We start from the raw sequence: 20,620 nt of genomic DNA, 5'->3' as shown, positions 1-20,620 counted from the left end.
GCTCTTCTTGTTGTGGTGGGCCGCCAATGAACGATTGATGCGCGCTCAAGAGAACGCGTAGGTAATTCCTCCGTCGACAAACAGCATGTCGCCGGTGATGAAGCTCGCCTCATCGCTGGCAAGAAATACGGCTGCGTTCGCCACGTCGCGCGGCTCGCCCAGACGGCCGATCGGCACGCGTGCGCGGCGCCGCTCCCAGGCTTCCTCGCTGACGACAAGATTGGCGCCGTCCGTCGGCGTCGGCCCGGGCGCGATCGCGTTGACACGAATCCGGCGCGGCCCGAACTCGGCCGCGGCGGATCGCGTCGCGCCCGCCACCGCGGCCTTCACTGCGCTGTACATCACGCCATTCGCCATCGCGAGCACGGCCGACGGCGATCCAATATTCACGATGGCTCCGCCCCCGGCCGCGGTCATTGGCTCGAGCACCGCCTGGTAACCCCAGATCACACCCTTGAGGCCGACATCGATCATCCGGCCGATCATCTCTTCGGTTTGCTGCTCCAGCGGCCCGTAGCGATTCCACATCGCGTTGTTGACCAGGACAGTGGGCGGACCGACGGTCCTGAGGAGACGATCGACTGCCGCAAAAACGTCGGCCCGCGCCCCCGCGTTGCCGACGATCGCTACCGCCTTGCCGCCCTCCGAGACGATAGCGTGCGCCGCAGCATCTGCGACTTCCGCCTTGAGATCGAGCACCCCGACTGTCGCGCCCTCACGGGCAAATGCCTCTGCGATGGCGCGGCCAATGCCACGCCCTGCGCCGGTGACGAGCGCCACGCGCCCCTGCAGCCTACCGCTTCCCAACGACGTCCTCCAGCTCAGCGCCCGCGGCGTCGTATCGCGCCGTCGGACTTGACTGTAGGCAGCATGTCATGCGCTGTTGAGGCGAACCAAACATAATTCATATGCGAAGCCGACTTTCATATCCGTGAATTTTGCAGGGACGATGGAGACGCAGTGATGCAAGCGGCGGTAACGAAATCCGCGGCGGTACCGGGCGGGCCATCCACCGTGAAGTCGGCGCTTCGCGCACTGGAGATCCTTCAGTTCTTCATGAACGTTCGCCAGCCGCGCGCCATGTCGGAGATCGGGCTCGCGCTCGGCTATCCGCCGTCGAGCACGACGGTCCTGCTCAAGACCCTCGTCACCATGGGCTACCTGAATTACGATCGGCGCATGCGCGTCTATTTTCCAACACCCAAGGTGACTTCGCTCGGCGACTGGATTCCGCGCACTCTCTTCGGCAACAGCCGCACGCTCGAGGCCATGCACGACGTCCATGCGGCGACCGGCGAAACAGTCTCGATCGGCACGACGAACGACGTCTATCTGCAATACGTCAAGATCGTCCAATCAATCCACCCGCTCCGCTTCCATGTGGATGAGGGGACACTGCGCCCATTGACTCAATCGGCGCTTGGCTGGCTCCTGATGTCGACGATGTCGGACGAGAAGGCCGACAACATCATTCGCCGTGCGAATATCGCCACCCCCAACGCGTCGGATCGCGTGAAGCTGTCGGACATGATGGACCGCATTCGGAAGATCCGCGGCAAGGGATGGTGCTCGGCCGAAAACATTCCCATTCTCGGTGGCGGGACCATCTGCGTGCTGCTGCCCGTGACGATCCAAAGCCAGCCGGTCGTACTCGGCCTCGGCGGTGCCGCCGAGCGCATCCGGCAGAACTTTGATCGTTACCTGGCCGTCCTTCAGCGGGCGGCGAGGTCGGTCAAGAAGGACAACGACCTCGAGCAGCCGGTCGGCGTCGATTTCTGACGCGGCAATCAACCGGGAAGTTGGAGCACTGCCTTGGCCAGGATATTGCGCTGAATCTCGTTGGAGCCGCCGAAGATCGCGGGCGCGCGGGAGTCGAGAAAGAGATTCATCGCATCGATATCGATGTCTCCGGCGCCGAGATCGTCGGCAAATCGTGCCTCTTCGCCTGCGACAGTTAGCATTTCCTCCGTGATCCGCTGATAGAGCTCAGTCGTGAATATCTTGAGAGCGGAGACATCGGCGCCAAGTTCTCCGCCCGCACGCAGGACTTTCGCATAGCGCTCGAAGGCTGATCCGAGATCGTAGAGGTCGAGCCGCAACCGCGCGAAACGGGACAGAAATGCGGGATCCTCGAACGCACCACGTGCTTCTGCAAGCCGCCGCAGACGTTCGAGCGCATATTCCGGCCGCGTCGGCGCGCCGAGAAAGATACGTTCGTGGCCGAGCACCGACTTCGCGACGGTCCAGCCCTCGTGGATCTTGCCAACGAGGTTCTTCAGCGGCACACGCACGTTATCGAAGAAGACCTCGCAGAAATCTGTCTCGCCGCGCAGATTTTCGATCGGCCGGACACGGACGCCGGGCGAGGTCAAATCGAGCAAAAGAACGGTGATACCCTTCTGGCGTACCTTGGCGTCGCGCTCGGTACGGACGAGGACGAAGATCCAGTTGGCGCAATGGGCGAGCGTGGTCCAGATCTTCTGTCCGTTCACCACGAACACGTCGCCATCCAGCTCAGCGGATGTCCTGAGGCTCGCGAGATCAGATCCGGCATTGGGTTCGGAATAACCCTGACACCAGACGTGCTCGCCGGACAGGATGCAAGGCAGGTAGTGAGCCTTCTGTTCCTCAGTGCCGTACTGAATCAGGAGCGGACCGACCAGGCCGATACCATGATCCGGAATGCGTGGACAGCCGAGACGTCCCCATTCCTCGACATAGATCATGTGCTTGGCCGCCGAGAGGCCCATGCCGCCATATTGCCGCGGCCAGGTGGGCGCCAGCCACCCCTTGGCGGCCAGCGCATGGTACCATTCGGCGACTTCGTTGAAGAGTGGACGCTGCTTGCGCATGTACCGGAGGTGGGGGGGGCAGTTCTGGTCGACCCACGTACGAAAGACCGACCTGAACTCCTCGTCGGGAACCTCGTTCCAGTCGGGCGCCATCAAAGCACGTCCTTGAAAACGGGCGTGCGCTTCTCCATGAAAGCCCGCATCGCTTCCTTGGAATCCTCGTGCTGCGTCATCTCCACCGTGAGGTTCTGCTCGAAACGATAGCCGTCCTTCAGGCCCATCGTTTCGACCGTATTGATCGCGCGCTTGGCAAGCTTCAGCGCCATCGGGCTCTTCTTGGCGATCTCGGCCGCCATCCTCATGGCTGACGGCATCAGCTCTTCCCGAGGCAGGCAGTCCTCGATGATGCCACGGCGATAGAGCTCGGCCGCAGGCACCCGGTAACCGGTCAACACCATGCGGCGCGCCAGCGTATGCGGGATGATCCGCATCGTATGCCGCACCCCGCCCATCAGCCCGACGTCGATCTCGGGCAGGCCGAAGACCGCATTCTCGGACGCCAGGATGATGTCCGAGCAGAGCGCAAGGCCGAGGCCGGCACCCAGCGCCGGACCGTTGACCGCGGCGATCACCGGCTTGTTGGATTCGATGATGCAGAAGCCTACCTCACGAGCGCGCCGCAGATGCCGATAGGTGTCGCCCGGCACCGCCCCGACCTTGCCGCGCGACTTGATGTCGGCACCTGCCGAAAAGGTCTTTCCGGCGCCGGTCAACACGATCACCCGCACCGACGGGGTCTCGTTCAGTTCGTCGAAGACCGCGATGAACTCCTCGACGAACTCCTTGGATTGTGCGTTCACCGGTGGCGCATCCATCGTCACAATCGCGATGTGATCCTTGATCTCGGTCTTGATCAGATTGTTGTCCATTAAGTCCTCCCGCGGCCATAGCCGCTTTCGCGTTCGACAAATTCCAGGCGCAGCTGTTCAGGTTGGCCCAGCATGGCATTGAGATTGATGGCGCGTTTCAGATAGAGCCCGATATCGCATTCGTCGGTGTAACCCATGGCACCATGAAGGTGCACCGCGCGGCGGCAGATCGAAAATGCGGCTTCGCCCGCGCGCGCCTTGGCCGCCAGCACCGCGAGTTCCGCCGCATCGTCATCCTTTGCCTGTAATGCATCGACCGCGTTCACCACGGCGGCAGCCGCGAAATCCGCCTCGATCCACATGTCGACAAGCCGATGCTGAATGGCCTGGAAGCTGGCGATCGGCTTGCCGAACTGCACGCGGTCGCTCGTGTAGGCAATGGTGAGCTCAAGCGCTTTCGACGCCACTCCGGTCAGCTCGGCTGCGAGTGCCAAACGCGTATGCAGGATGGCCCGCCGGAGCAGATCCTCGCAGCGGTTCGCGCGCGACAGCACGCGATCCGCCGGCACCGCGCAATCGGAAAACGAGATGGTCGCAAGCGCGCCGCCGTCAACTCCGGCCCGTTCCGAAATCGCCACACCTGGCGCATCGGCAGCGACGCTGAGGAGTATGACGCCGTCGGCGCTCTGAGCGACCACAAGGAAGTCCGTTGCCGAACGTGCCGCATCGACGAAGCGCATCTCGCCCGACAGCAAGATGCTTCCATTGACGCTGCGTGCGGTCATCGGCTTCGCACCGGACGTCCATGCTGGTACGGCGATGATCTCGCCACTGGTCATTCCAGCCGCAAGACGGCTGCGCTCCGCACCCGGCGAAGCTCCACCGACCAGCGTCGCAGCGAAGACGGAGGCTGCACCGGTCGGCTCGGCGATCAACGCTCGCCCCAGCGCCTCACTGAGCACGGTCTGCTCGCGCAGCCCGAGGCCCGCGCCACCGCATTCCTGCGGCAGCAACAATCCGATCCAGCCGGCTTCAGCCATCGCAGACCAGATTAACGGGTCCATGGTCCCGCCGCGTCCGCGCCTCTCGCGCATTGCCTTTGCTCCCGGAAAGCGGCCGGCAAAGCCGGTGACGCTGTCGCTAAGCATCACGAGTGTACCATCGGGATCGTCGAGCATCAGTTCGGGCATGGTCTCTGCTTTTGTGTGGCACCTTCTTCAGCGGGCGCACAGCGGTGCGCCGGCGTCAGTTCGGTAACGCATGATCCTTGAACAGTTCGCGCAGCTTGGTCTTTTGCAGCTTTCCGGTTGCGGTGTGGGGCAACTCGTTCACGAAGACGACATCGTCGGGCAACCACCATTTGGCGACGCGGACGGACATGTAGTCCAGGATGTCCTCGCGCGCGGGATCGGTGTCTGGCTTTCGGACCACGACCAGGAGCGGCCGCTCCTGCCACTTCGGATGCGGCAGACCGATGACCGCTGCCTCCTGAACGGCCGGATGGGCAACCGCGACATTCTCGAGATCAATCGAGGAGATCCATTCGCCGCCGGACTTGATCACGTCCTTCGAGCGATCGGTGATCTGGATGTAGCCGTCGGGATCGATCGTCGCGACATCGCCCGTCGCGAACCAGCCTTCAGCATCCAACACTGCGCCGCCCTCCCCCTTGAAGTAGCCCGCGGCAACCCATGGGCCGCGCACCATCAGGTTTCCGGCGCTTGCGCCGTCATGCGGAAGCGGCGTTCCGTCTTCGTCGACGATCCTGAGCTCGACGCCATAGATCGCGCGCCCCTGCTTGCACTGAACCGATACCTGCTCGGCGACAGGCAGATCGCGATGGACCGGCAGCAGATTGCCGATCGAGCCGAGCGGGCTGGTCTCGCTCATTCCCCAGGCGTGAATGACGAATGTAGCGAAGATGCTGCGGAACTTCTCGATGATGCTGCGCGGCGCGGCGGATCCCCCGACGACCACGCGATCGAGCTTGATCGCGGAGAGATCGAGCGCGGGATTTTCCTCGATGTACTTGAAGAGGCCGAGCCAGACGGTCGGCACGCCGAGCGAGAAGTTGCAGCCTTCCTGCGCCGCCAGCTCGAAGATGCTCTTGCCGTCCAGGGCGGGACCGGGCAGCACGACCTTGGCCCCACACATGGCGGCAGCATAGGGAATTCCCCAAGCATTGACGTGGAACAAGGGCACAACGAGAAGAACGCTGTCGCCACTGCACAGCTTGAGACCATCGTTCGCGCAGGCGACAAAGGAATGCAGGATGGTCGAGCGGTGACTGTAGAGCACCCCCTTGGGGTTGCCGGTCGTGCCGGATGTGTAGCAGAGCGATGATGCGGAGCGCTCGTCGAATACCGGCCAGCTCAGAATATCGTCTTCCGCCTCGACCAACGTCTCATAAGAGAGACAACCGAGAGGCTGAGCCGGAAGGTGCGCGCTGTCCGTCATCGCGACCAGATGCTCGAGGGTGGTCAGATTCGGCCGCAGCTTGTGAACGAGATCCGCAAAGGTGATATCGAACAACAGAACCCGATTTTCGGCGTGGTTGATGACGTAATCGATCTGCTCCGGAAACAGGCGCGGATTGACGGTGTGCAGCACCGCGCCGATGCCGGATACGGCGAAATAGAGCTCCATATGACGATGGGTGTTCCAGGCGAGCGTCGCAACGCGATCGCCTGGCCCGATGCCAAGTTTGATTAACGCCCTTGCGAGTTTTGCGGCGCGCGAGCGGAGCCCGGCATAGTTGCTGCGATAGATCGTCCCCTCGCAGGTCTTGCTGACGATCTCCGCCTTGGGATGGTAATGCGCTGCATGCTCGATGAGACTCGAGATCAGTAACGGTCGATCCTGCATCAAGCCGAGCACTGACGCTTCCTCCGTAATCCTGCGGGGCGGCCATTGTTGATGTTGCTCGCCGCCGGCCCCGACATTTCTTGGTGGAGGTGTGCGCTGTCAAACGAAACGATCCGCGCGAGGTGAATTTCACATCCTTGAAAATGCGCTGATGGCGATCGCATCGCCTTTCGTCTGCGGCACTCCCTGCGCCATCATGAGGCAAACCAGAGCGATCTCGCAGACCAAGATGACCATTTCGCAGCGTGCCGAAGTGCACGACGTTGCCGTAGCATCTCGCCAGGGAAGATCGGCTCCGACCATCGCCGCGACTCTAGTTTTGCGGGGTTCGGGTCCCTGGTCCGCTACATCGCGAAGCCCAATATTTCGGAAGCCCTAACTAAGAAATAGCGACGGTGAAGAACATCAACCGCTTACTGGTCGCACCACTGGGCTTATTCGACCGAACATGGTCATGCGTCTTTGCACCACATGACAATCAAAGCGCCGCCACGGTTGCAAAGCCGTGCTCTGCCGCCTGGAGAGCTGCGGCGATGTCGACCTCGGTATGAGCGGCACAGAGGAACATGTTGTGCTTGGGATGGAAGTAAACGCCCCTTGCAAGCATCGCGCTGCAGAAGGCTGAACCCTTCCGGTAGTCCGGGTCCTCTTCAAACAAGAGGGTCGGCATTTGCACCGGTCCCGATTGGCGGATCGAAAGACCGAACTGATGGGAACGCGTCTCGAGGCCATCACGCAGCGTTTGCCCGAGCTGCGCAAGGCGGGTCGGCACATCGTCCCTGCGCACGATCTTCAATGTCGCGACGGCAGCAGCCATGGCGACGGCGCCTGCCCAGAATGACCCCGTGACGAAGACCTGGGACGCAGCACGACGCAGCCAGTCGGCACCGGTCACAGCCGCCAGGGCATGACCATTGGCGATCGCCTTGCTCCAGGCAGATAAATCGGGCCGAACGCCAAGCCCTTCCCAGCTACCCGCCGCATTGAGGCGGAAGCCGGCGCGAACTTCGTCGATGATAAGCGCCGCCCCCTTGCTGTCACAGATGCGACGCGCCGCACGCGCGAACTCCAACGTTGGAAGTTCCTGGTCGACCCCGAGATCGTGGCGAAATGCCGAAATTAAAATTCCAGCAAGATCATCGCGCGCCGCGTCAGCCGCCGCCTCGAGACTCTCGACGTCGTTGAAAGTGAAATATCCGAGATGAGCGCGATCCTCCGCGGTCACGCCGAGAAGCGAAGGTGAGCACCACGGCACGGCACCATGATAGGCCTTCTTGGCGACGAGGATCTTTCGCCGACCCGTTGCGGCCCTTGCGATCGTGACGCATGTCGTCGTCGCATCGGTACCGTTCTTCTGAAACTGGGTCCAATCGGCATGGCCGACCGTGTCGACGACGAGTTCAGCCAGCTCGACCATGATCTCGGCCGGACCGTTGAGGCAGTCGCCGTCGCGCCGTTGACGCTCGGCCGCTTCCTCCACCTCGGGATGATGGTGGCCGAGCAGGTTGGGACCCCAGCTGCACATGAAGTCCACGTAGCGGTGACCGTCGACATCCCAGAGCACGCCGCCCTCGCCGCGGCTGAAGAACTGCGGATACGTCTCCGGCAACTTGGCCGCGTGGAGATGTCCCCACATCCCGCCTGGCACGACCTTCTCGGCCCGAGCCCGCAGGGCAGCATCCCTTGTCCTGATCAGTTCCGGCATGCCCTTCTCTTTCCCTGTCTCTCTTCTATTTGATATATCATATATTATGTTGTCGGTGACAAGGGAATTGTTGCTTTACCGGCCCAGACCCGTAGACCCTCTTATCGAGGCTAGGGTCCGGATTCCGACTCCGTATCGGCGCGGATTGCCGAAACGGCCCAGACCTTTCGGGGACCGAGAATGGCTGACGTTGACCAGAGACATGGTGAAGGCGGCGTGGGGCCGGTGGCTCGCGACAGCCTGACGAGCCTGGTCTACAACAATCTGCGTCAGGCGCTGATGGAAGGCCGGTTCTGGCCAGGCCATCGCTTCAAGATTCGCGACCTTGCCGCGACCATGAACGTGTCGGAGACGCCGATCCGCGAAGCCCTGATGCAGCTGGTGCGCGGCCGTGCGCTCGAGATGCAGGCGGGACGCTCGATCATGGTCGCCCACATGACGGCGAAGCAATATATCGAGCTCAGGACCGTCAGGCTGTTTCTCGAAGGACTTGCCGCCGAGCACGCAACCACGCGCATCTCCGAAGCCGATATCGACAAGATGGAGGTCACTCATCGCGAGTTGATCAGCGCGGAGAAGGAGCGCAGATGGTCCGACGCGGTCCGCGCCAACTGGCAATTCCACCGCGGTCTCTATGATGGATCGGGTCTTCCCGAAGTGCTCGCCATCCTTGACGATATCTGGATGCGCAACGGACCCTTGTTGAATTTCCATTACCCGCACGCGCCCCCCACCTATCCAAACGAACATCAGCACCTGTCTGTTCTCAAGAATCTGCGGCAGCGCCGGCCGGACAAGGTTCGCGAGTCGATCCAGGCCGACATGATGGAGGGCGGCCAGAATCTCGTCCGGTTGCTGGAGAAGCATGGCGGCACGCGCTTCATGACTCCAGAGACGGCCATTGACGACGACGTCGAGATGGAAGCGACGCAGACGCGCGCCGCACCGCCATCCAAAGCAGCGCGCGCGAAATCCAGACGTGGCTGACAACCGGTCACGCGGAGCGGGGCGCTGAGAAGCGATCGAGGATGTTGCGGGTGATCCGCTGCGTGAACGGATCGCCGCGCTTCAGCCCCATCACCCATTCGCAGGTCGCCGCCGTCAACACTTCGCCCTTGCCGCGGGTCATGTGCACCATCATGCCGGAGCCGTATTTGTAACGGGCCAATCCCTCGGCCGTGAGCTCGCCGGTGATGCATTCCACCAGGCCTTCGTGGTCGCTACTGCGCACGTAATAGCGGAAGCCCTCACCTTCCGGCTCGTCTTCGGCCAGGACGGCCGGCGCCATCGCCAGGATCTGGATGGTCTCGGGCTGCCCCTCGGCCGGGACCGGAAAAGGAAGACCGTTGCGGAACGTGTAGTCCAGCCCGTCGACCTCGTAGGCGAAGATGTGCTGCTTGTCGCCGAAGATATCGGCATAGTGCAGCCCTGTGCCGGCGAAGGCCCAATGCTCCGGGCGATAGACGGTAAAGCCTCTTTGGCCGTTCGGCGCGAAGCCGCCCCAGGATGCGTAGAGGCCGTGCGCGCCGTTCACGCCGACCGTCGAGGCGCCGGGCCAACGCACGTTGCGATCTTCCCAGGCCGACGTCATCAGACGCGCACGGTCCGTGCCGACGATCGGGTCCTTGTGGATAGCCTTGAACTTGTAGCAGACTTGGCGCTTGCCATCATCTTCGAGCCGGATCTGCCACAGGAAATTGGCGCCGAAGCGCGCGAGCCGCCCGCCGCCTTCCACATAACGCTCGATCGCCTCGCGCATCTCCCACGTCCAATACTCGTCATGGCCGATGATGGTGACGCAAGGATAGGCGTCGAGCAGTTCGGGCCGGTAGTGAAGATCGGTCTGGGTGATCATATCGAGGGCGTAGCCTTCCTTCTGCGCCCAGTGCACGAAATGCCGGTCGAACTGGGCCCAGCCCGCCGCTGCGTAATACTGGCCAAAGCCGTTAGCGAAAGCCCACTCCTTCATCGGATAGCGCGGCGCGTCACCCATCTCGGGTGCAGGATCGGCGCAGATGCGCGGCGCTCCAGGGGGCAGCCAGACCACGCCGCGCGTCCACGGCCGCTGCAGCGACAGCACCGGCGAGGGCTCGTCCCTGTCAGGACCTTCGACCCCGAAATAATGATTGGCACCGCCGAAATCATTGTACGCGGTCCAGGTGCCGGTCGGTAGGATCATCAGGATCTTTGCATGCCGCGTCGCCTCGGTCGGGCGCACGACGAAGAAATGATGCTGGACGAAGCGGGCCCCGTTCGCTCGCTCGCACGACGAGACCACGCGATAGAAGCCCGAGCGCAGATTCGCTGGCAATGTCCAGCGATGAGCGACGGGCCAGTTGCAGCCATTGCGATAGGCATCGGACGGCGTCGCCGTGAACACGCCCTCAAGCGCGTCGATCTCATGCACCATCTCGGGTTCGAGATCGTCGCGATAGATCTGCAGCCGCCAGGCCTTTACCGTTGCGGAAGAGCGAAAGACGACTTCGTCTCCGGGATCGTAAGACATTGCGTCGGTATAGGTGTAGACCTCCGCTACGGCAGGATCGCCGCGCGGCGCTTCGTACCAGGGCTGGCTGCCCCAGTGCTCGTCCGCATGCATCGGGCGCGCCTTGCGGGGAGCGACATTGAGGGCTCCCAATTCCGGGGCTTGAAAATCGCACTTGTCCGGCATGACAGCCTCCCTGGTTCGAGAACCATCTCTGGCGACGAGATGGCAATTCTTGTGGCGCCGAAGTCCAGTCAGCCTGCTAGGCTCTGGCAGGCATGATGAAAGGCCGTGGATCGAGAAACCGGTTCACGACGTTCAGGGTGATGGTGCTGATGTTGTTGTCATAGTTGTTGTGGCCCAACGACATGCCGTAGGTGATCGATCCCGTCGCAAAGACCCCGCCACCGTGGGCGGTCTCGAAGAACACCATGTCGGCGCGCACCAGGGCATTTTGCGTGCCGTCGAGACCATCGACCACGGTGCGAAATTCCTCGGGCGTCGGCAGCGCGCCCGCGCCCAATCCTTCCGACGTCGCGATCCGCAACGCATGCGGCGGAGTTCCGAGCTCGAGATCGTAGCGGTCGATTTCGCTGCCGACGGCGCCGTTGTAGCGAAATCCAAAATCACCGAACTTGTCGTGACGGCCTGTGCCCTCGAAGATGAACGCGACACGCGTATCCTCGCTTTCAGCCGTGCGCAGATAGTAGCCGCAGGTATCGTTGATCATGGCCGAGAACCCGACGCCGACGAGCTTTTGCGGCGCAAAGCCCGAATGCCGCCACAGTGAGCCCGGCTCGCCGGTGCCGGCAAGATGAACTTCGCCCGGCTCCGATTCCCAAGTGCGGGTTCCGGCCATGCCGCGGCGAACCTCGAGCGCGGCGGGCGCGGCCGGATGAAAGCCGCAGCGCCAGTAGAATGCATTGCCTCCCATCGAGATGTGCCGTCCGCCGGCGTTCTGATACGCCATGATCGCGTTCATCATATTGAGGCTATAGTACTCGGGATGGGTCGGCGTCATCATGACCCGGTAAGGCGCAAGTGCACGCGCGCCTTCCCGGTCAAGCTCGACATCCGTGATCAGGTCGTAGGCGATGCCTTTCTCCTCGAGCCAGTCGAGGATGTGGGTGTCGTTGATCAAATTGAACCAGTAGCCGCGCGGGCGCATGTTCAGGATGGGTCGCAGCCAGGAGCTGTACGCTCGCCCCGAGCCGTCGACATGGCAATCATAGGTCGACTGGCCGATCTCCGGGTTCTCCTGCATGAAGACGTCATCTTGCGGCAACCACAGAACATGCTCCATCAGCGTCTCGAAGTGGACTTGATAGAGACGCAACGCGCTGTTGGCATAGGCGAGATAAGTCGCGACCGAAGCGACCACGACGAGATCTGCGCGCCGCGACGTCTTGCCTGGCGTCACGAAGAAGGTGACGTAGCTCTCGCAGTCCCGGTCAGGATCGTCGCCCCCCGGGGTCAGCCGGAGCGCGTAGACGCCTGACCGCCAATGGGCCGGCACATCGAGCGTGCAAGTGGTCTGCCACTCGCAATCGTAGATGTCGTCGCTGTGGAAATGAATCGCCGCATATTCCTGCGGCGACATCCGCCAGTCGTGGACGGATCCAGACCAGTGAAAGCCTGTCACGCCCCTGCGCGGTAACTGGCGGAGGTTGCCGTGCAGGCCGTTCGGCGAAAGATCCCTGATGGACGTTGACGAGATTCCATTCGAGAAGTCCCAGAAGGCGGCAAGCCCGACATCACTTGCTCCCGTCCGCTGCCGGCCGTCGAAGACACGCAGCGCCTCTGCGTCCAGCGGACGCGAAAAGACACGAGGCGCCTCGATCTTGCCGTCGAAGTGCGAGGTATATTGGCGATCGCCGTTCAGATGGTGGGCCGCGATCAGGAACGGCAGTCCGGAGTCGAATGCAGGCACGTGCGGCAGAGCGAACGATTTCGAATAGGCGGCCGCCGGCCGAACGCCGTCTGCCGGAACGATCAGCGACACGGAGGCCGATCCTTGGGCAAGATCAAGCGCGCACGATACGAATGCCCAGTCGCGCGGGCGCAGCTTGACGTCGAGGGCAAAGCGGGCTGGCGTACCGCTCGCTTGGCCCAGCACCAGGACCGGATGCCCCTCCTCGTCGAGCTCGAGCGCATAGCCGCGCGCCGAGCGCTCGCACCAATTTCCCATCACGGCTTTGGCATTATCCACGATCCGCGTCGGATACACGTAGGCTCCGAAACACCAGTGCCCGCCGGTCGGGACCAGCGCGCCACCGTGGTCAATGACAGCGTTGGATCCCGGGCGGATCGGTTGGTCGAGGCAGGCATGCTCACCGTCAATGGGGCTCGTCATCACCTCATATTTGAAGCCCGGTCCGTTGGCATCGACATCGCCGCAGCGCAGTCTGAGCACCTCGATCTTGACGCTCGGTCGCTTGCTGCTCAGTTGGAAGCTCACGGCCTCGCCGGCAGGGACGCTGATGCGATCCGGATAGCCGAGATACTCGTTGGTCCTATAGATCACCGAAAACCTCCGCAGGCAGCGTCGTGCCCGTCATGTCCTGCCAACGCAGCTTGAAGACATGCCACTCCGCTTCAGCGAGAGAGGTGAAAACGCGATCATCGACGAAAGGCATCGGATCGCCTCGACGCTCGGGGATGCGTGATAGCCGCCAGGCCTTGCCGGGTTCGAGCACGATCAGGACCAGTCGCCCTTCCGGCCTACCCCATCGCATCCGCGCCAACAGCTTGCGAAGTTCCGGGCTATGTACGCCGAGTGGACTTGCGCGGAACTCCTCGACGAGATCGAGCCGTCCGGGATCGATCACGTAGCGCATCGCACCGGGGTCACTGGTGTGATCCATCGTACATCCTCATCTTGCAAAGGCGAATAGCGGAGGCGGCTGCCGCGGGTCAGCGGGTCAGCCAGGCCATCCACCGCTCCCGCAGCTCGTTACGATGTTCGCCGATCCAGGCGAAATCGGGCTTGACCAGCTTTTCGTAATTCTCCGGCGAAGTCGCGTAGAGATTGCGCTCCTCCGGCTTCAGCAGCTCGATGGCCGATTTGCTGGCCGTCGCATAGTTGACGGCGCGCATGAACGGCACATGCGCATCGGAGCTCGCATAGAAGAAATCGAGATACGCCATGGCCGCATTGAGGTCGGGCGCCCCCTTGAGAACAGCCATGTAACCGGTGTCGCGAATGGCCTGGTCCCAGGACATGGCGACCGGTACGCCCTCCTTCACGACGGCAAGCGCGCGGCCTGAGTAGCTCATGGCCATGACGACCTCGCGGCTGCGCATGATCTGTTGCACCTGATCGCCCGTCTTCCACCATACCGCGACATTGGGACGGATCTCGTCCAGCTTCTTGTAGGCGCGACCGATGTCCAGCGGGAAAAGCTGCTCCGGCTTGACGCCGTCGGCGAGCAGCGCGGCGACCGGAACCCACCAATCGCTGTCGCCGGTATCGGGCAGTCCTCGCGGCCCGGGAAACTGCTTGACGTCCCAGAAGTCCGCCCATGTCCTGGGCGCCTTGTCCCTGAACGTCTCGGTATTGTAGGTGATCAGCATGCCGCCGGTCGTGCGGGCGACACCGTAGGGCTGACAGGCGTCGGAGACACCGAACTTCTGGACGCTCGGCAATTTCGCACAGTCGATCTTCTCGAGCAGGTCGGTGCGCCCCACCAGATCGGGACCTGTTGCCGTGACGATGTCGAACTCCACCTTGCCGGTTCGCTGCATCGCCTTGGCGCGCGCCCACTGGTCCGGGACCTCGATTGCGACCGGGACGATCTCGACATTCTTGGCCTTGTTGAAGGGATCGTAGAAATATTTCGCGAGGGTGTTGCCCATCAGACCACCGGTCGTGGCAATCACCAACTGGTCTTCCAGCTTTTCAGCCGCGGCCGGCAACGCTCCGGAAAGAGCCAAAGCAAGCACGAAAGCTGCCGACTTCCACATCCAACCTGTTCTCAACATCGATGGTCTCCTCTCTGGCTTCTCACCTGACGCTACCGGGTGACGCTGCGGGATCTGAGGACATGGGCCCCCAGCAGAATCAAAATGGACAAGACGATCAGCAGTGTCGCGATCGCGGGAATCACCGGCGTCAGGTTCTGCTCGATGTCTTCGAACATTCGGCGCGGCAGCGTCTTCTGGCGCACACCGGACAAAAAGAACGACACCACCGGTTCGTCGAAGGAGATGATGAAGGCAAACAGCGCGCTGCTGGCAAGGCTGGGCAGGACGAGTGGCAACGTGACCAGGCGGAAGGCCTGGAAGCGTGTCGCGCCGCAGCTCATGGCCGCCGCCTCCAGATTGGCATCGACCTTTGCCAAGGCCGCGGCCATCGTGAACACGACGAACGGCAGGGTGAGCACCGTATGCGCCAGCACGAAGCCGGGAATGGTGCCGGAGAGACCGATCGTCTGAAAAAACAGATAGAGGCCGACGGCAAGCGCGATATGCGGCACGATGATAGGCCCGATCAGGAGGATCTGGAAAGCCGTGACCAGCCGGCTACGGCCGCGGATCATGGCATAGGTCGCGGCCGTGCCGATGACCGACGCGCAAAGGGCAGTTAGCAAGGCCACCTGCACGCTGAGCCAGGTCGCGGCACGCCATTGCCTGCTGTCGAAATATTCCGAGTACCATTTCAGCGTGAAGCCGGACGGCGGAAATGCCAGATAATCATTCTGGCTGAACGACATCGGAATGACGATAACTAGCGGCACGATAATGAAGGCCAGCACGGCATAGACATAGGCCCCCAGCGCGAGCGATCCGCGGTCAGCAGGCGGCTTCACGAGGCATTCCCCATCAGACGGTCGAACCGGAGCGTCTTGCTGAAGATGATCGCCAGCAACGTGACGAATACGGTCAGCACCCCGACCAGAGCCGCAGCGAACGGCCAATCGAGCACCTCACGGATCTGTTTCGAAACGAGCGTCGAGATCATCATCTCCTGCGGCGAGCCGAGCAGCGCGGGCGTAATGAAGAAGCCGAGCGCAGTGAGGAACACCAGCAGCGAGCCGGAGACGACGCCCGGCAGGCTCAAGGGAAGGATGACTTCCAGAAAGGTCCGCAGACGCGTCGCGCCGAGCACGGCGGCCGCACGCCCATAGTCGTCAGGAATGCTGCGCAATGCGCCGTAGACCGGCAGGATCATGAACGGCAAGAGCACATGGGTCATGGCGATGACCACCGCGCTCTGGGTATAAAGCAGCTTGAACGGCTGAGAGGTTAGACCGAGAGCCATCAACGCCGAATTGATCAGTCCGTTGCGCTGGAACAGAAAGGACCAGGCGGCGGTGCGTACGAGGACGCTCGACCAGAGCGGCAGGATGACACAGACCGCAACAAGCGCCGCGACCGTCCCCTTCGCCCGACTCATGTAATAGGCCACCGGGAAGCCGAGAACCACCGACAAGGCCGTCACCAGCGTCGCGGTCCAGAGCGTGCGCATCAGGACGCGCATGTGAACCGGATTTTCAACGACGCGCGCGTAGTTCTCCAAGGTCGGATGCGGCTCGAGGATACTGATCACCAGGAGCTGCAGGATCGGATAGACGAAGACGAAGGCGACGATGGCGAAGAATGGCAGGAGCAGCAGCAGCGTCGACAGGCCGCTGAGCCGGCGACCGTCTGAATGCCAGAAATGCGATCGCCGCGCCTCCGTCATCGCCGGCTCCATCGGTAAAGCAGCATTGCCTCCACGGGGACGGTAAAGGACGCGACGTCGCCCGGGGCCAAGGCGCTGAGCTGCGAGGCGCCAGGAATTCGCGCGCGCATCTCGGTGCCGTCAGGCAGACGACCGATCAAAAGCAGCGCCGCCCCGGCATAGACAATGTCGCTCAGCGTCACAGTGATGACTTGGCCGCCGGAACCGGCGCCAAGTTGCAGCCGCTCGGGCCTCACGGCCAGCAACGCTGCTTCGCCGGCTGCAACCCGATCGACGGCCGCCGTGGCCGGCAAGCGCCATGTTTCACCCCATGGCAGTGCCACCGAGACGTTGTCGCCGACGCTTTCGACGGTGACATCGACGAAATTCATCTCGCCGATGAAGCCGGCGGTGAAGAGATTCGTGGGCCTTTCATAAAGCTGGCGCGCCGGCCCGATCTGCTGGATCTTGCCATCCTTCAGGACAGCGATCCGGTCGGCCATGGTCAGCGCCTCGCTTTGGTCGTGGGTAACGAAGATGACGGTGATGCCAAGCTCGGCATGCAGTCGCTTGATCTCGAGCTGCATGTCTTCGCGCAGGTTCTTGTCGAGCGCACTGAGCGGCTCATCCATCAACAGGACGCGCGGCTGATAGACGATCGCGCGCGCCAGCGCCACGCGTTGCTGTTGGCCGCCGGACAGCTCATTCGGACGACGATGGCCATAGCCAGCCAGACGCACGGTCGCGAGCGCGGCTTCGGCGCGCGTATGGCGTTCAACCGTGGGCAGACCGCGCATCTTCAAGGGAAAGGCGACATTGTCGAGAATCGACATGTGGGGGAACAGCGTGTAGTTCTGGAACACCATTCCCAGGTTTCGCCGGTTCGAAGGGACATAGGTCAGGTCTTCGGAATCGACGTGAATGCTGCCGCTGGTCGGGAATTCGAATCCGGCAACGCTCATCAGGATCGTGGTTTTCCCGGAGCCGCTTGGTCCGAGCAGCGCGATAAATTCACCGGCAGCAATATCGATATCGACGCCATCGACGGCGGACACGGCGCCGAAACGCTTCTCGAGGCGACTGATGCGGATCGATGCGCCCGACGCCGATTGTGTTGCTGATGCAATATTCACGGAGTCTCACGTCCCTTCCGTTTGCCTTCTATGCAGGGCGGCAGCCCTTGCACTCCAATCCTCAGTCGGGCCCCCGGTTGGATATAATATTTGATATATCAGGCTATCGCGCAAGCAACCGCGCGACAAGGGCCATCTGCGCATCGAGCATGGGCTTTCCGCCGACGGCCCTTGCGCCCTGCGCAGCGGCCCTTGCGAGGAGCCGCGTAACTGCAGGATTGACGATGATGTCGCTGACGGTGGCGCCAGGACCCACGCCTTCGATGTCCAGTGGGAGCGGATCATCCGGTTTCATGCCGAGCGACGTCGTATTGACGATGAGATCGAAGGTGCGCGCGTCCGCACGGCCGGCGCTGACCTTCGTTGCCGGATAATGCGCAGCCACGGCAGCCGCAAGCGCGCGAGCCTTCTCCTCATTCCGGTTCATGATCGTGATTTCGCGCGCGCCGGCCTCCGCCAGGCCAAATGCGGTTGCGCGTCCTGCACCACCAGCACCGACCTGGAGCACCTTCCGATCGCGAACCGCAACGTCATGCTGAGCGAGGCCAGCCATGAATCCCCGCGCATCGAGATTGTCACCAACAAGGCGCCCTTCGACCGTCCGCTTGACGAAATTGACCGCGCCGATGAGCCGTGCCGTCGGCGTGATCTCATCCAGATGCTCGATCACGCAGGTCTTGTGCGGGATCGTGACGCCGAAGCCGTAGACGTTGCGCATGAGCCTGATGGTTGCAACGACGCGGCCGAGATCGCCTGGGACGACATGGATCGGCGACACCGCGAGGTCGTCGCCGATCGATGCGAAATAGGCATTCATGACCGCACTCGCCCGCACATGATCGATCGGGTCGGCGAGCACGAACATGATCTTGGTCTTGCCGGTGATTTCCATGGAGCTGTCCTTCTCAGGCCGGAAGAACAGCGCGGCCGTAGTTGCCATAGCGCTCGACCACCCTTGCCATCTCGTCGTCGGCAAGGATCGCAGGCGCGCCGGCCTGACAGGCGAGCAGATACTGCCGGGCAAGGGTTTCGAGCTTCACGGTGAGGTCGAAGGCCGCCTGCAGGTCTTTGCCGACGGCAATCATGCCGTGGTTCGCGAGCAGGCAGGCCTTGCGCTGTTTCAGCGCCGCGACGGCGCCATCGGCGAGAGCCCTGGTGCCGAATGTGGCGTAGGGCGCACAAGGCACGTCGTTTCCGCCAAAGCTGGCGATCATGTAGTGGAATGACGGAATTGGCTTTGCGAGGCAGGACAGCGCGACGCAGCAGTCGGCATGGGTGTGGACCACCGCGTTCACATGCGGATAGGCGTTCATGATCGCCAGATGCATGTGCCATTCACTGGAGGGCAAGCCGCCGCCGACCACCGTTCCGTCGCGCTTCAGATGGACGAGATCGTCAATCGTCGTGTTGCTGCTATTGCCGCCGGTCGGCGTGATGAGAACGTCGTCTCCGATACGACAGCTGACATTTCCGCTGCTGCCGTGGTTGAATCCCTTAGCCTCCAGGCGCGCCACAATATCCAGCACGGATTGTCTGAGTTCGCGCTCGTTCAATTGGCTCTCCCAGGATTCAGCATCACGTCAAGCGTGGTCGCGAACAGATCGACGGGGCCCAGCTTGCCAGACTTGAGACAAAGGGCCACCGGATCCTCGTCTTCGGTCACCGCAGTGCCGATGCCCGGTCCACCATAAGGACCGACCCGCAAACGTCTGATGCCGAGGTGCTCGACGATCGCACCAGACGTCTCGCCACCGGCCACGACGAAGCGCCGCACGCCGACACTGCGAAGAGAGACAGCGAGCCGGCCAAGTATGGCTTCGGCGAGCTGCGCCGCGCCTTCACGGCCGTATCGCTCCTGAGCCATCTTGACGGCCTCGGGCGCGCCCGAAGTGGCGAAACCGACAGGACCGTGACGCAGCCGTGGTCGTGCCCAGTCGAGCGCATCGCCAACCGTCGCCACCACATCCCCGGCATTCAGGAGATCGATGCGGAGCACGGGATGACGCTTCTCGAATTCGGCGAGTTGCTCCAACGTCCGCTCGGCGCAACTCCCGGCGAGAACCACGCCGCCGCCGCCAACCGCGCGCAGGCAGGGCGGTCTCCTGGTGGCGCCGATGAGCCCCCGCGCCCTCCAGATGTCCGGATAGTGCTGGACGATGGTCGCATTGCCCGTCATCAGCTTCCAATCGCAGGTGAGCGCGGCAAGCGTATCGAGATCCCGATCGTAGATCGCGTCTGTTATGAAGTAGCGGATACCGCGAGCCGCCGCTTCCGCGATCGCGCGTCCGGCCGCCTCCGCGCCGGCACTGACCAGCGCATGCGCCAAAAGGCCAACCTTGGCCCGCGTTTGACGCTGTAGAACCCGAACCAGATCGGAATCGGTCATCGGCGTCAGCGGATCATGGCGCTTCGGCGAGTCCGAGATCAGCTCGGTCCCGAGAAAGAGATGGCCGTTATAGACGGTCCTTCGAAGGGCGGGAGAAGCCGGGCAAAAGGCAGTGTATTCGGCGCCGGTCAGCTGCATCAGCAGGTCGGCGACCGGGCCGATATTGCCCTGGTCGGTGGAATCGAACGTCGCACAATATTTGAAGAAGATTTGCCTGATGTCCAGCGCAAGCAGCGCCCGTGCCGCCTTCTCTGTCATGCTGACGGCCTCGCTCGCGGGGATCACCCGCGTCTTCTGCGCGATCACGATAGCCGGCACATCGCCGCAGCTGCCGACGAGGGCGGGGTCGGTGACAAATCCGCATTCAATCCCGGCAGCGACCAGCATGGCGGCCGTTTCCATGCCGCCCGTCAGATCGTCCGCCACCACTCCGAAGATGAGCGTCCTCATGCAGGCCCCGTGCGATTGCCGTCGACTGATACATGATATATCAAATATTGGCAATACTCGCAACCACACCGCGCCGATCAGGCCGCCGACGATCGCCGTCAGGACAGCTTCACAGTCAGGCTCTGGGCCTGCTCGACGGGGCGCGGCACGAGTTGAAAGACGAGCTCAGTCACGAGCAGATCCAGCAGGAGCGGCGCGAGGCGAACGATCGCAGCAGGCGCCTTGGCACAAAGGCAAATAGCTCGAAATGTCGCACGCCGTGCGACAGATTTT

The 20,620-nt window shown here is 62.5% G+C and carries 17 protein-coding genes and 1 pseudogene; 2 read left to right on the top strand and 16 right to left on the bottom strand.

Annotated elements, in window-relative coordinates:
* Nucleotides 1-45: 45 nt before the first annotated feature.
* Nucleotides 46-807 carry an SDR family NAD(P)-dependent oxidoreductase gene (locus HYH07_RS22435; RefSeq protein ID WP_220004533.1) on the bottom strand — a complete coding sequence of 254 codons (762 nt, stop codon included), beginning with the start codon at nucleotides 805-807 and terminating at the stop codon, nucleotides 46-48.
* Between the two features lie 156 nt (nucleotides 808-963).
* Here HYH07_RS22435 and HYH07_RS22430 point away from each other — a divergent pair, with 156 nt between their 5' ends.
* A complete protein-coding gene (locus HYH07_RS22430; protein WP_220004532.1) occupies nucleotides 964-1,779 on the top strand; it encodes an IclR family transcriptional regulator in 816 nt (271 codons plus the stop codon).
* Nucleotides 1,780-1,787: 8 nt separating this feature from the next.
* On the opposite strand, the gene HYH07_RS22425 is transcribed toward HYH07_RS22430, so the two are convergent.
* From HYH07_RS22425 to HYH07_RS22405, 5 genes are all read right to left on the bottom strand, one after another.
* Nucleotides 1,788-2,945 (bottom strand): acyl-CoA dehydrogenase family protein, encoded by a 1,158-nt coding sequence (locus HYH07_RS22425; RefSeq protein WP_220004531.1) that lies wholly within the window; start codon nucleotides 2,943-2,945, stop codon nucleotides 1,788-1,790.
* On the bottom strand, nucleotides 2,945-3,721 hold the full coding sequence (locus HYH07_RS22420) for an enoyl-CoA hydratase/isomerase family protein (RefSeq protein WP_057751258.1): 777 nt from the start codon (nucleotides 3,719-3,721) through the stop codon (nucleotides 2,945-2,947). Before HYH07_RS22420 ends, HYH07_RS22425 begins: the two co-directional genes overlap by 1 nt.
* The gene (locus HYH07_RS22415) at nucleotides 3,721-4,851 is read right to left on the bottom strand and encodes an acyl-CoA dehydrogenase family protein (RefSeq protein WP_220004530.1); all 1,131 of its coding nucleotides are present in this window, start codon (nucleotides 4,849-4,851) and stop codon (nucleotides 3,721-3,723) included. The genes HYH07_RS22420 and HYH07_RS22415 overlap by 1 nt, the downstream gene beginning before the upstream one ends.
* Nucleotides 4,852-4,906: 55 nt before the next feature.
* Entirely contained in the window at nucleotides 4,907-6,538 is a 1,632-nt protein-coding gene (locus tag HYH07_RS22410) for a long-chain-fatty-acid--CoA ligase (protein ID WP_220004529.1), read from the bottom strand.
* 466 nt (nucleotides 6,539-7,004) lie between these two features.
* Entirely contained in the window at nucleotides 7,005-8,231 is a 1,227-nt protein-coding gene (locus HYH07_RS22405) for an aminotransferase class III-fold pyridoxal phosphate-dependent enzyme (RefSeq protein ID WP_220004528.1), read from the bottom strand.
* Nucleotides 8,232-8,411: 180 nt separating this feature from the next.
* Here HYH07_RS22405 and HYH07_RS22400 point away from each other — a divergent pair.
* Nucleotides 8,412-9,116 (top strand): annotated as a pseudogene (locus tag HYH07_RS22400) (GntR family transcriptional regulator); the annotation flags it as partial.
* A gap of 109 nt (nucleotides 9,117-9,225) precedes the next feature.
* Here HYH07_RS22400 and HYH07_RS22395 read toward each other — a convergent pair.
* The 10 genes from HYH07_RS22395 to otnK all read right to left on the bottom strand — a co-directional run bounded on the left by HYH07_RS22395 (nucleotide 9,226) and on the right by otnK (nucleotide 20,347).
* Complete coding sequence (locus tag HYH07_RS22395) at nucleotides 9,226-10,902, bottom strand: N,N-dimethylformamidase beta subunit family domain-containing protein (protein WP_228749707.1); 1,677 nt, start codon at nucleotides 10,900-10,902, stop codon at nucleotides 9,226-9,228.
* A gap of 76 nt (nucleotides 10,903-10,978) precedes the next feature.
* Nucleotides 10,979-13,240: a LamG domain-containing protein gene (locus HYH07_RS22390; protein WP_220004527.1), complete on the bottom strand. Its 2,262-nt coding sequence runs from the start codon at nucleotides 13,238-13,240 to the stop codon at nucleotides 10,979-10,981.
* Entirely contained in the window at nucleotides 13,230-13,553 is a 324-nt protein-coding gene (locus HYH07_RS22385) for a hypothetical protein (protein WP_228749706.1), read from the bottom strand. The genes HYH07_RS22390 and HYH07_RS22385 overlap by 11 nt, the downstream gene beginning before the upstream one ends.
* A 76-nt stretch (nucleotides 13,554-13,629) precedes the next feature.
* Complete coding sequence (locus HYH07_RS22380) at nucleotides 13,630-14,697, bottom strand: extracellular solute-binding protein (protein WP_228749705.1); 1,068 nt, start codon at nucleotides 14,695-14,697, stop codon at nucleotides 13,630-13,632.
* Nucleotides 14,698-14,729: 32 nt separating this feature from the next.
* Nucleotides 14,730-15,524: an ABC transporter permease gene (locus tag HYH07_RS22375; protein ID WP_057751280.1), complete on the bottom strand. Its 795-nt coding sequence runs from the start codon at nucleotides 15,522-15,524 to the stop codon at nucleotides 14,730-14,732.
* On the bottom strand, nucleotides 15,521-16,399 hold the full coding sequence (locus HYH07_RS22370; RefSeq protein WP_228749704.1) for an ABC transporter permease: 879 nt from the start codon (nucleotides 16,397-16,399) through the stop codon (nucleotides 15,521-15,523). Before HYH07_RS22370 ends, HYH07_RS22375 begins: the two co-directional genes overlap by 4 nt.
* Nucleotides 16,396-17,505, bottom strand: a complete 1,110-nt coding sequence (locus HYH07_RS22365) for an ABC transporter ATP-binding protein (RefSeq protein WP_220004544.1) — start codon at nucleotides 17,503-17,505, stop codon at nucleotides 16,396-16,398. Before HYH07_RS22365 ends, HYH07_RS22370 begins: the two co-directional genes overlap by 4 nt.
* A gap of 109 nt (nucleotides 17,506-17,614) precedes the next feature.
* On the bottom strand, nucleotides 17,615-18,451 hold the full coding sequence (locus HYH07_RS22360; RefSeq protein WP_228749703.1) for a shikimate dehydrogenase: 837 nt from the start codon (nucleotides 18,449-18,451) through the stop codon (nucleotides 17,615-17,617).
* Nucleotides 18,417-19,064: a class II aldolase/adducin family protein gene (locus HYH07_RS22355; protein WP_220004525.1), complete on the bottom strand. Its 648-nt coding sequence runs from the start codon at nucleotides 19,062-19,064 to the stop codon at nucleotides 18,417-18,419. The genes HYH07_RS22360 and HYH07_RS22355 overlap by 35 nt, the downstream gene beginning before the upstream one ends.
* Nucleotides 19,061-20,347, bottom strand: coding sequence for a 3-oxo-tetronate kinase (gene otnK / locus HYH07_RS22350; RefSeq protein WP_228749702.1), 1,287 nt, complete (start codon nucleotides 20,345-20,347; stop codon nucleotides 19,061-19,063). The genes HYH07_RS22355 and otnK overlap by 4 nt, the downstream gene beginning before the upstream one ends.
* Nucleotides 20,348-20,620 lie beyond the last annotated feature (273 nt).

Source organism: Bradyrhizobium sp. BR 10261 (assembly GCF_019455395.1).
Classification (GTDB): domain Bacteria; phylum Pseudomonadota; class Alphaproteobacteria; order Rhizobiales; family Xanthobacteraceae; genus Bradyrhizobium; species Bradyrhizobium manausense.
Note: the sequence above shows the minus strand (reverse complement) of the source record. Positions and strands in the feature narration are given on the sequence as shown.

What these genes read in the sequence shown, in the direction of transcription:
- HYH07_RS22415 (WP_220004530.1), bottom strand. Translation starts at nt 4,851, where the DNA reads ATGCCCGAACTGATGCTCGACGATCCCGATGGTACACTCGTGATGCTT.
- HYH07_RS22425 (WP_220004531.1), bottom strand. Translation starts at nt 2,945, where the DNA reads ATGGCGCCCGACTGGAACGAGGTTCCCGACGAGGAGTTCAGGTCGGTC.
- HYH07_RS22385 (WP_228749706.1), bottom strand. Translation starts at nt 13,553, where the DNA reads ATGCGCTACGTGATCGATCCCGGACGGCTCGATCTCGTCGAGGAGTTC.
- HYH07_RS22430 (WP_220004532.1), top strand. Translation starts at nt 964, where the DNA reads ATGCAAGCGGCGGTAACGAAATCCGCGGCGGTACCGGGCGGGCCATCC.
- HYH07_RS22380 (WP_228749705.1), bottom strand. Translation starts at nt 14,697, where the DNA reads ATGTTGAGAACAGGTTGGATGTGGAAGTCGGCAGCTTTCGTGCTTGCT.
- HYH07_RS22370 (WP_228749704.1), bottom strand. Translation starts at nt 16,399, where the DNA reads ATGACGGAGGCGCGGCGATCGCATTTCTGGCATTCAGACGGTCGCCGG.
- HYH07_RS22420 (WP_057751258.1), bottom strand. Translation starts at nt 3,721, where the DNA reads ATGGACAACAATCTGATCAAGACCGAGATCAAGGATCACATCGCGATT.
- HYH07_RS22395 (WP_228749707.1), bottom strand. Translation starts at nt 10,902, where the DNA reads ATGCCGGACAAGTGCGATTTTCAAGCCCCGGAATTGGGAGCCCTCAAT.
- HYH07_RS22360 (WP_228749703.1), bottom strand. Translation starts at nt 18,451, where the DNA reads ATGGCAACTACGGCCGCGCTGTTCTTCCGGCCTGAGAAGGACAGCTCC.
- HYH07_RS22405 (WP_220004528.1), bottom strand. Translation starts at nt 8,231, where the DNA reads ATGCCGGAACTGATCAGGACAAGGGATGCTGCCCTGCGGGCTCGGGCC.
- otnK (WP_228749702.1), bottom strand. Translation starts at nt 20,347, where the DNA reads ATGAGGACGCTCATCTTCGGAGTGGTGGCGGACGATCTGACGGGCGGC.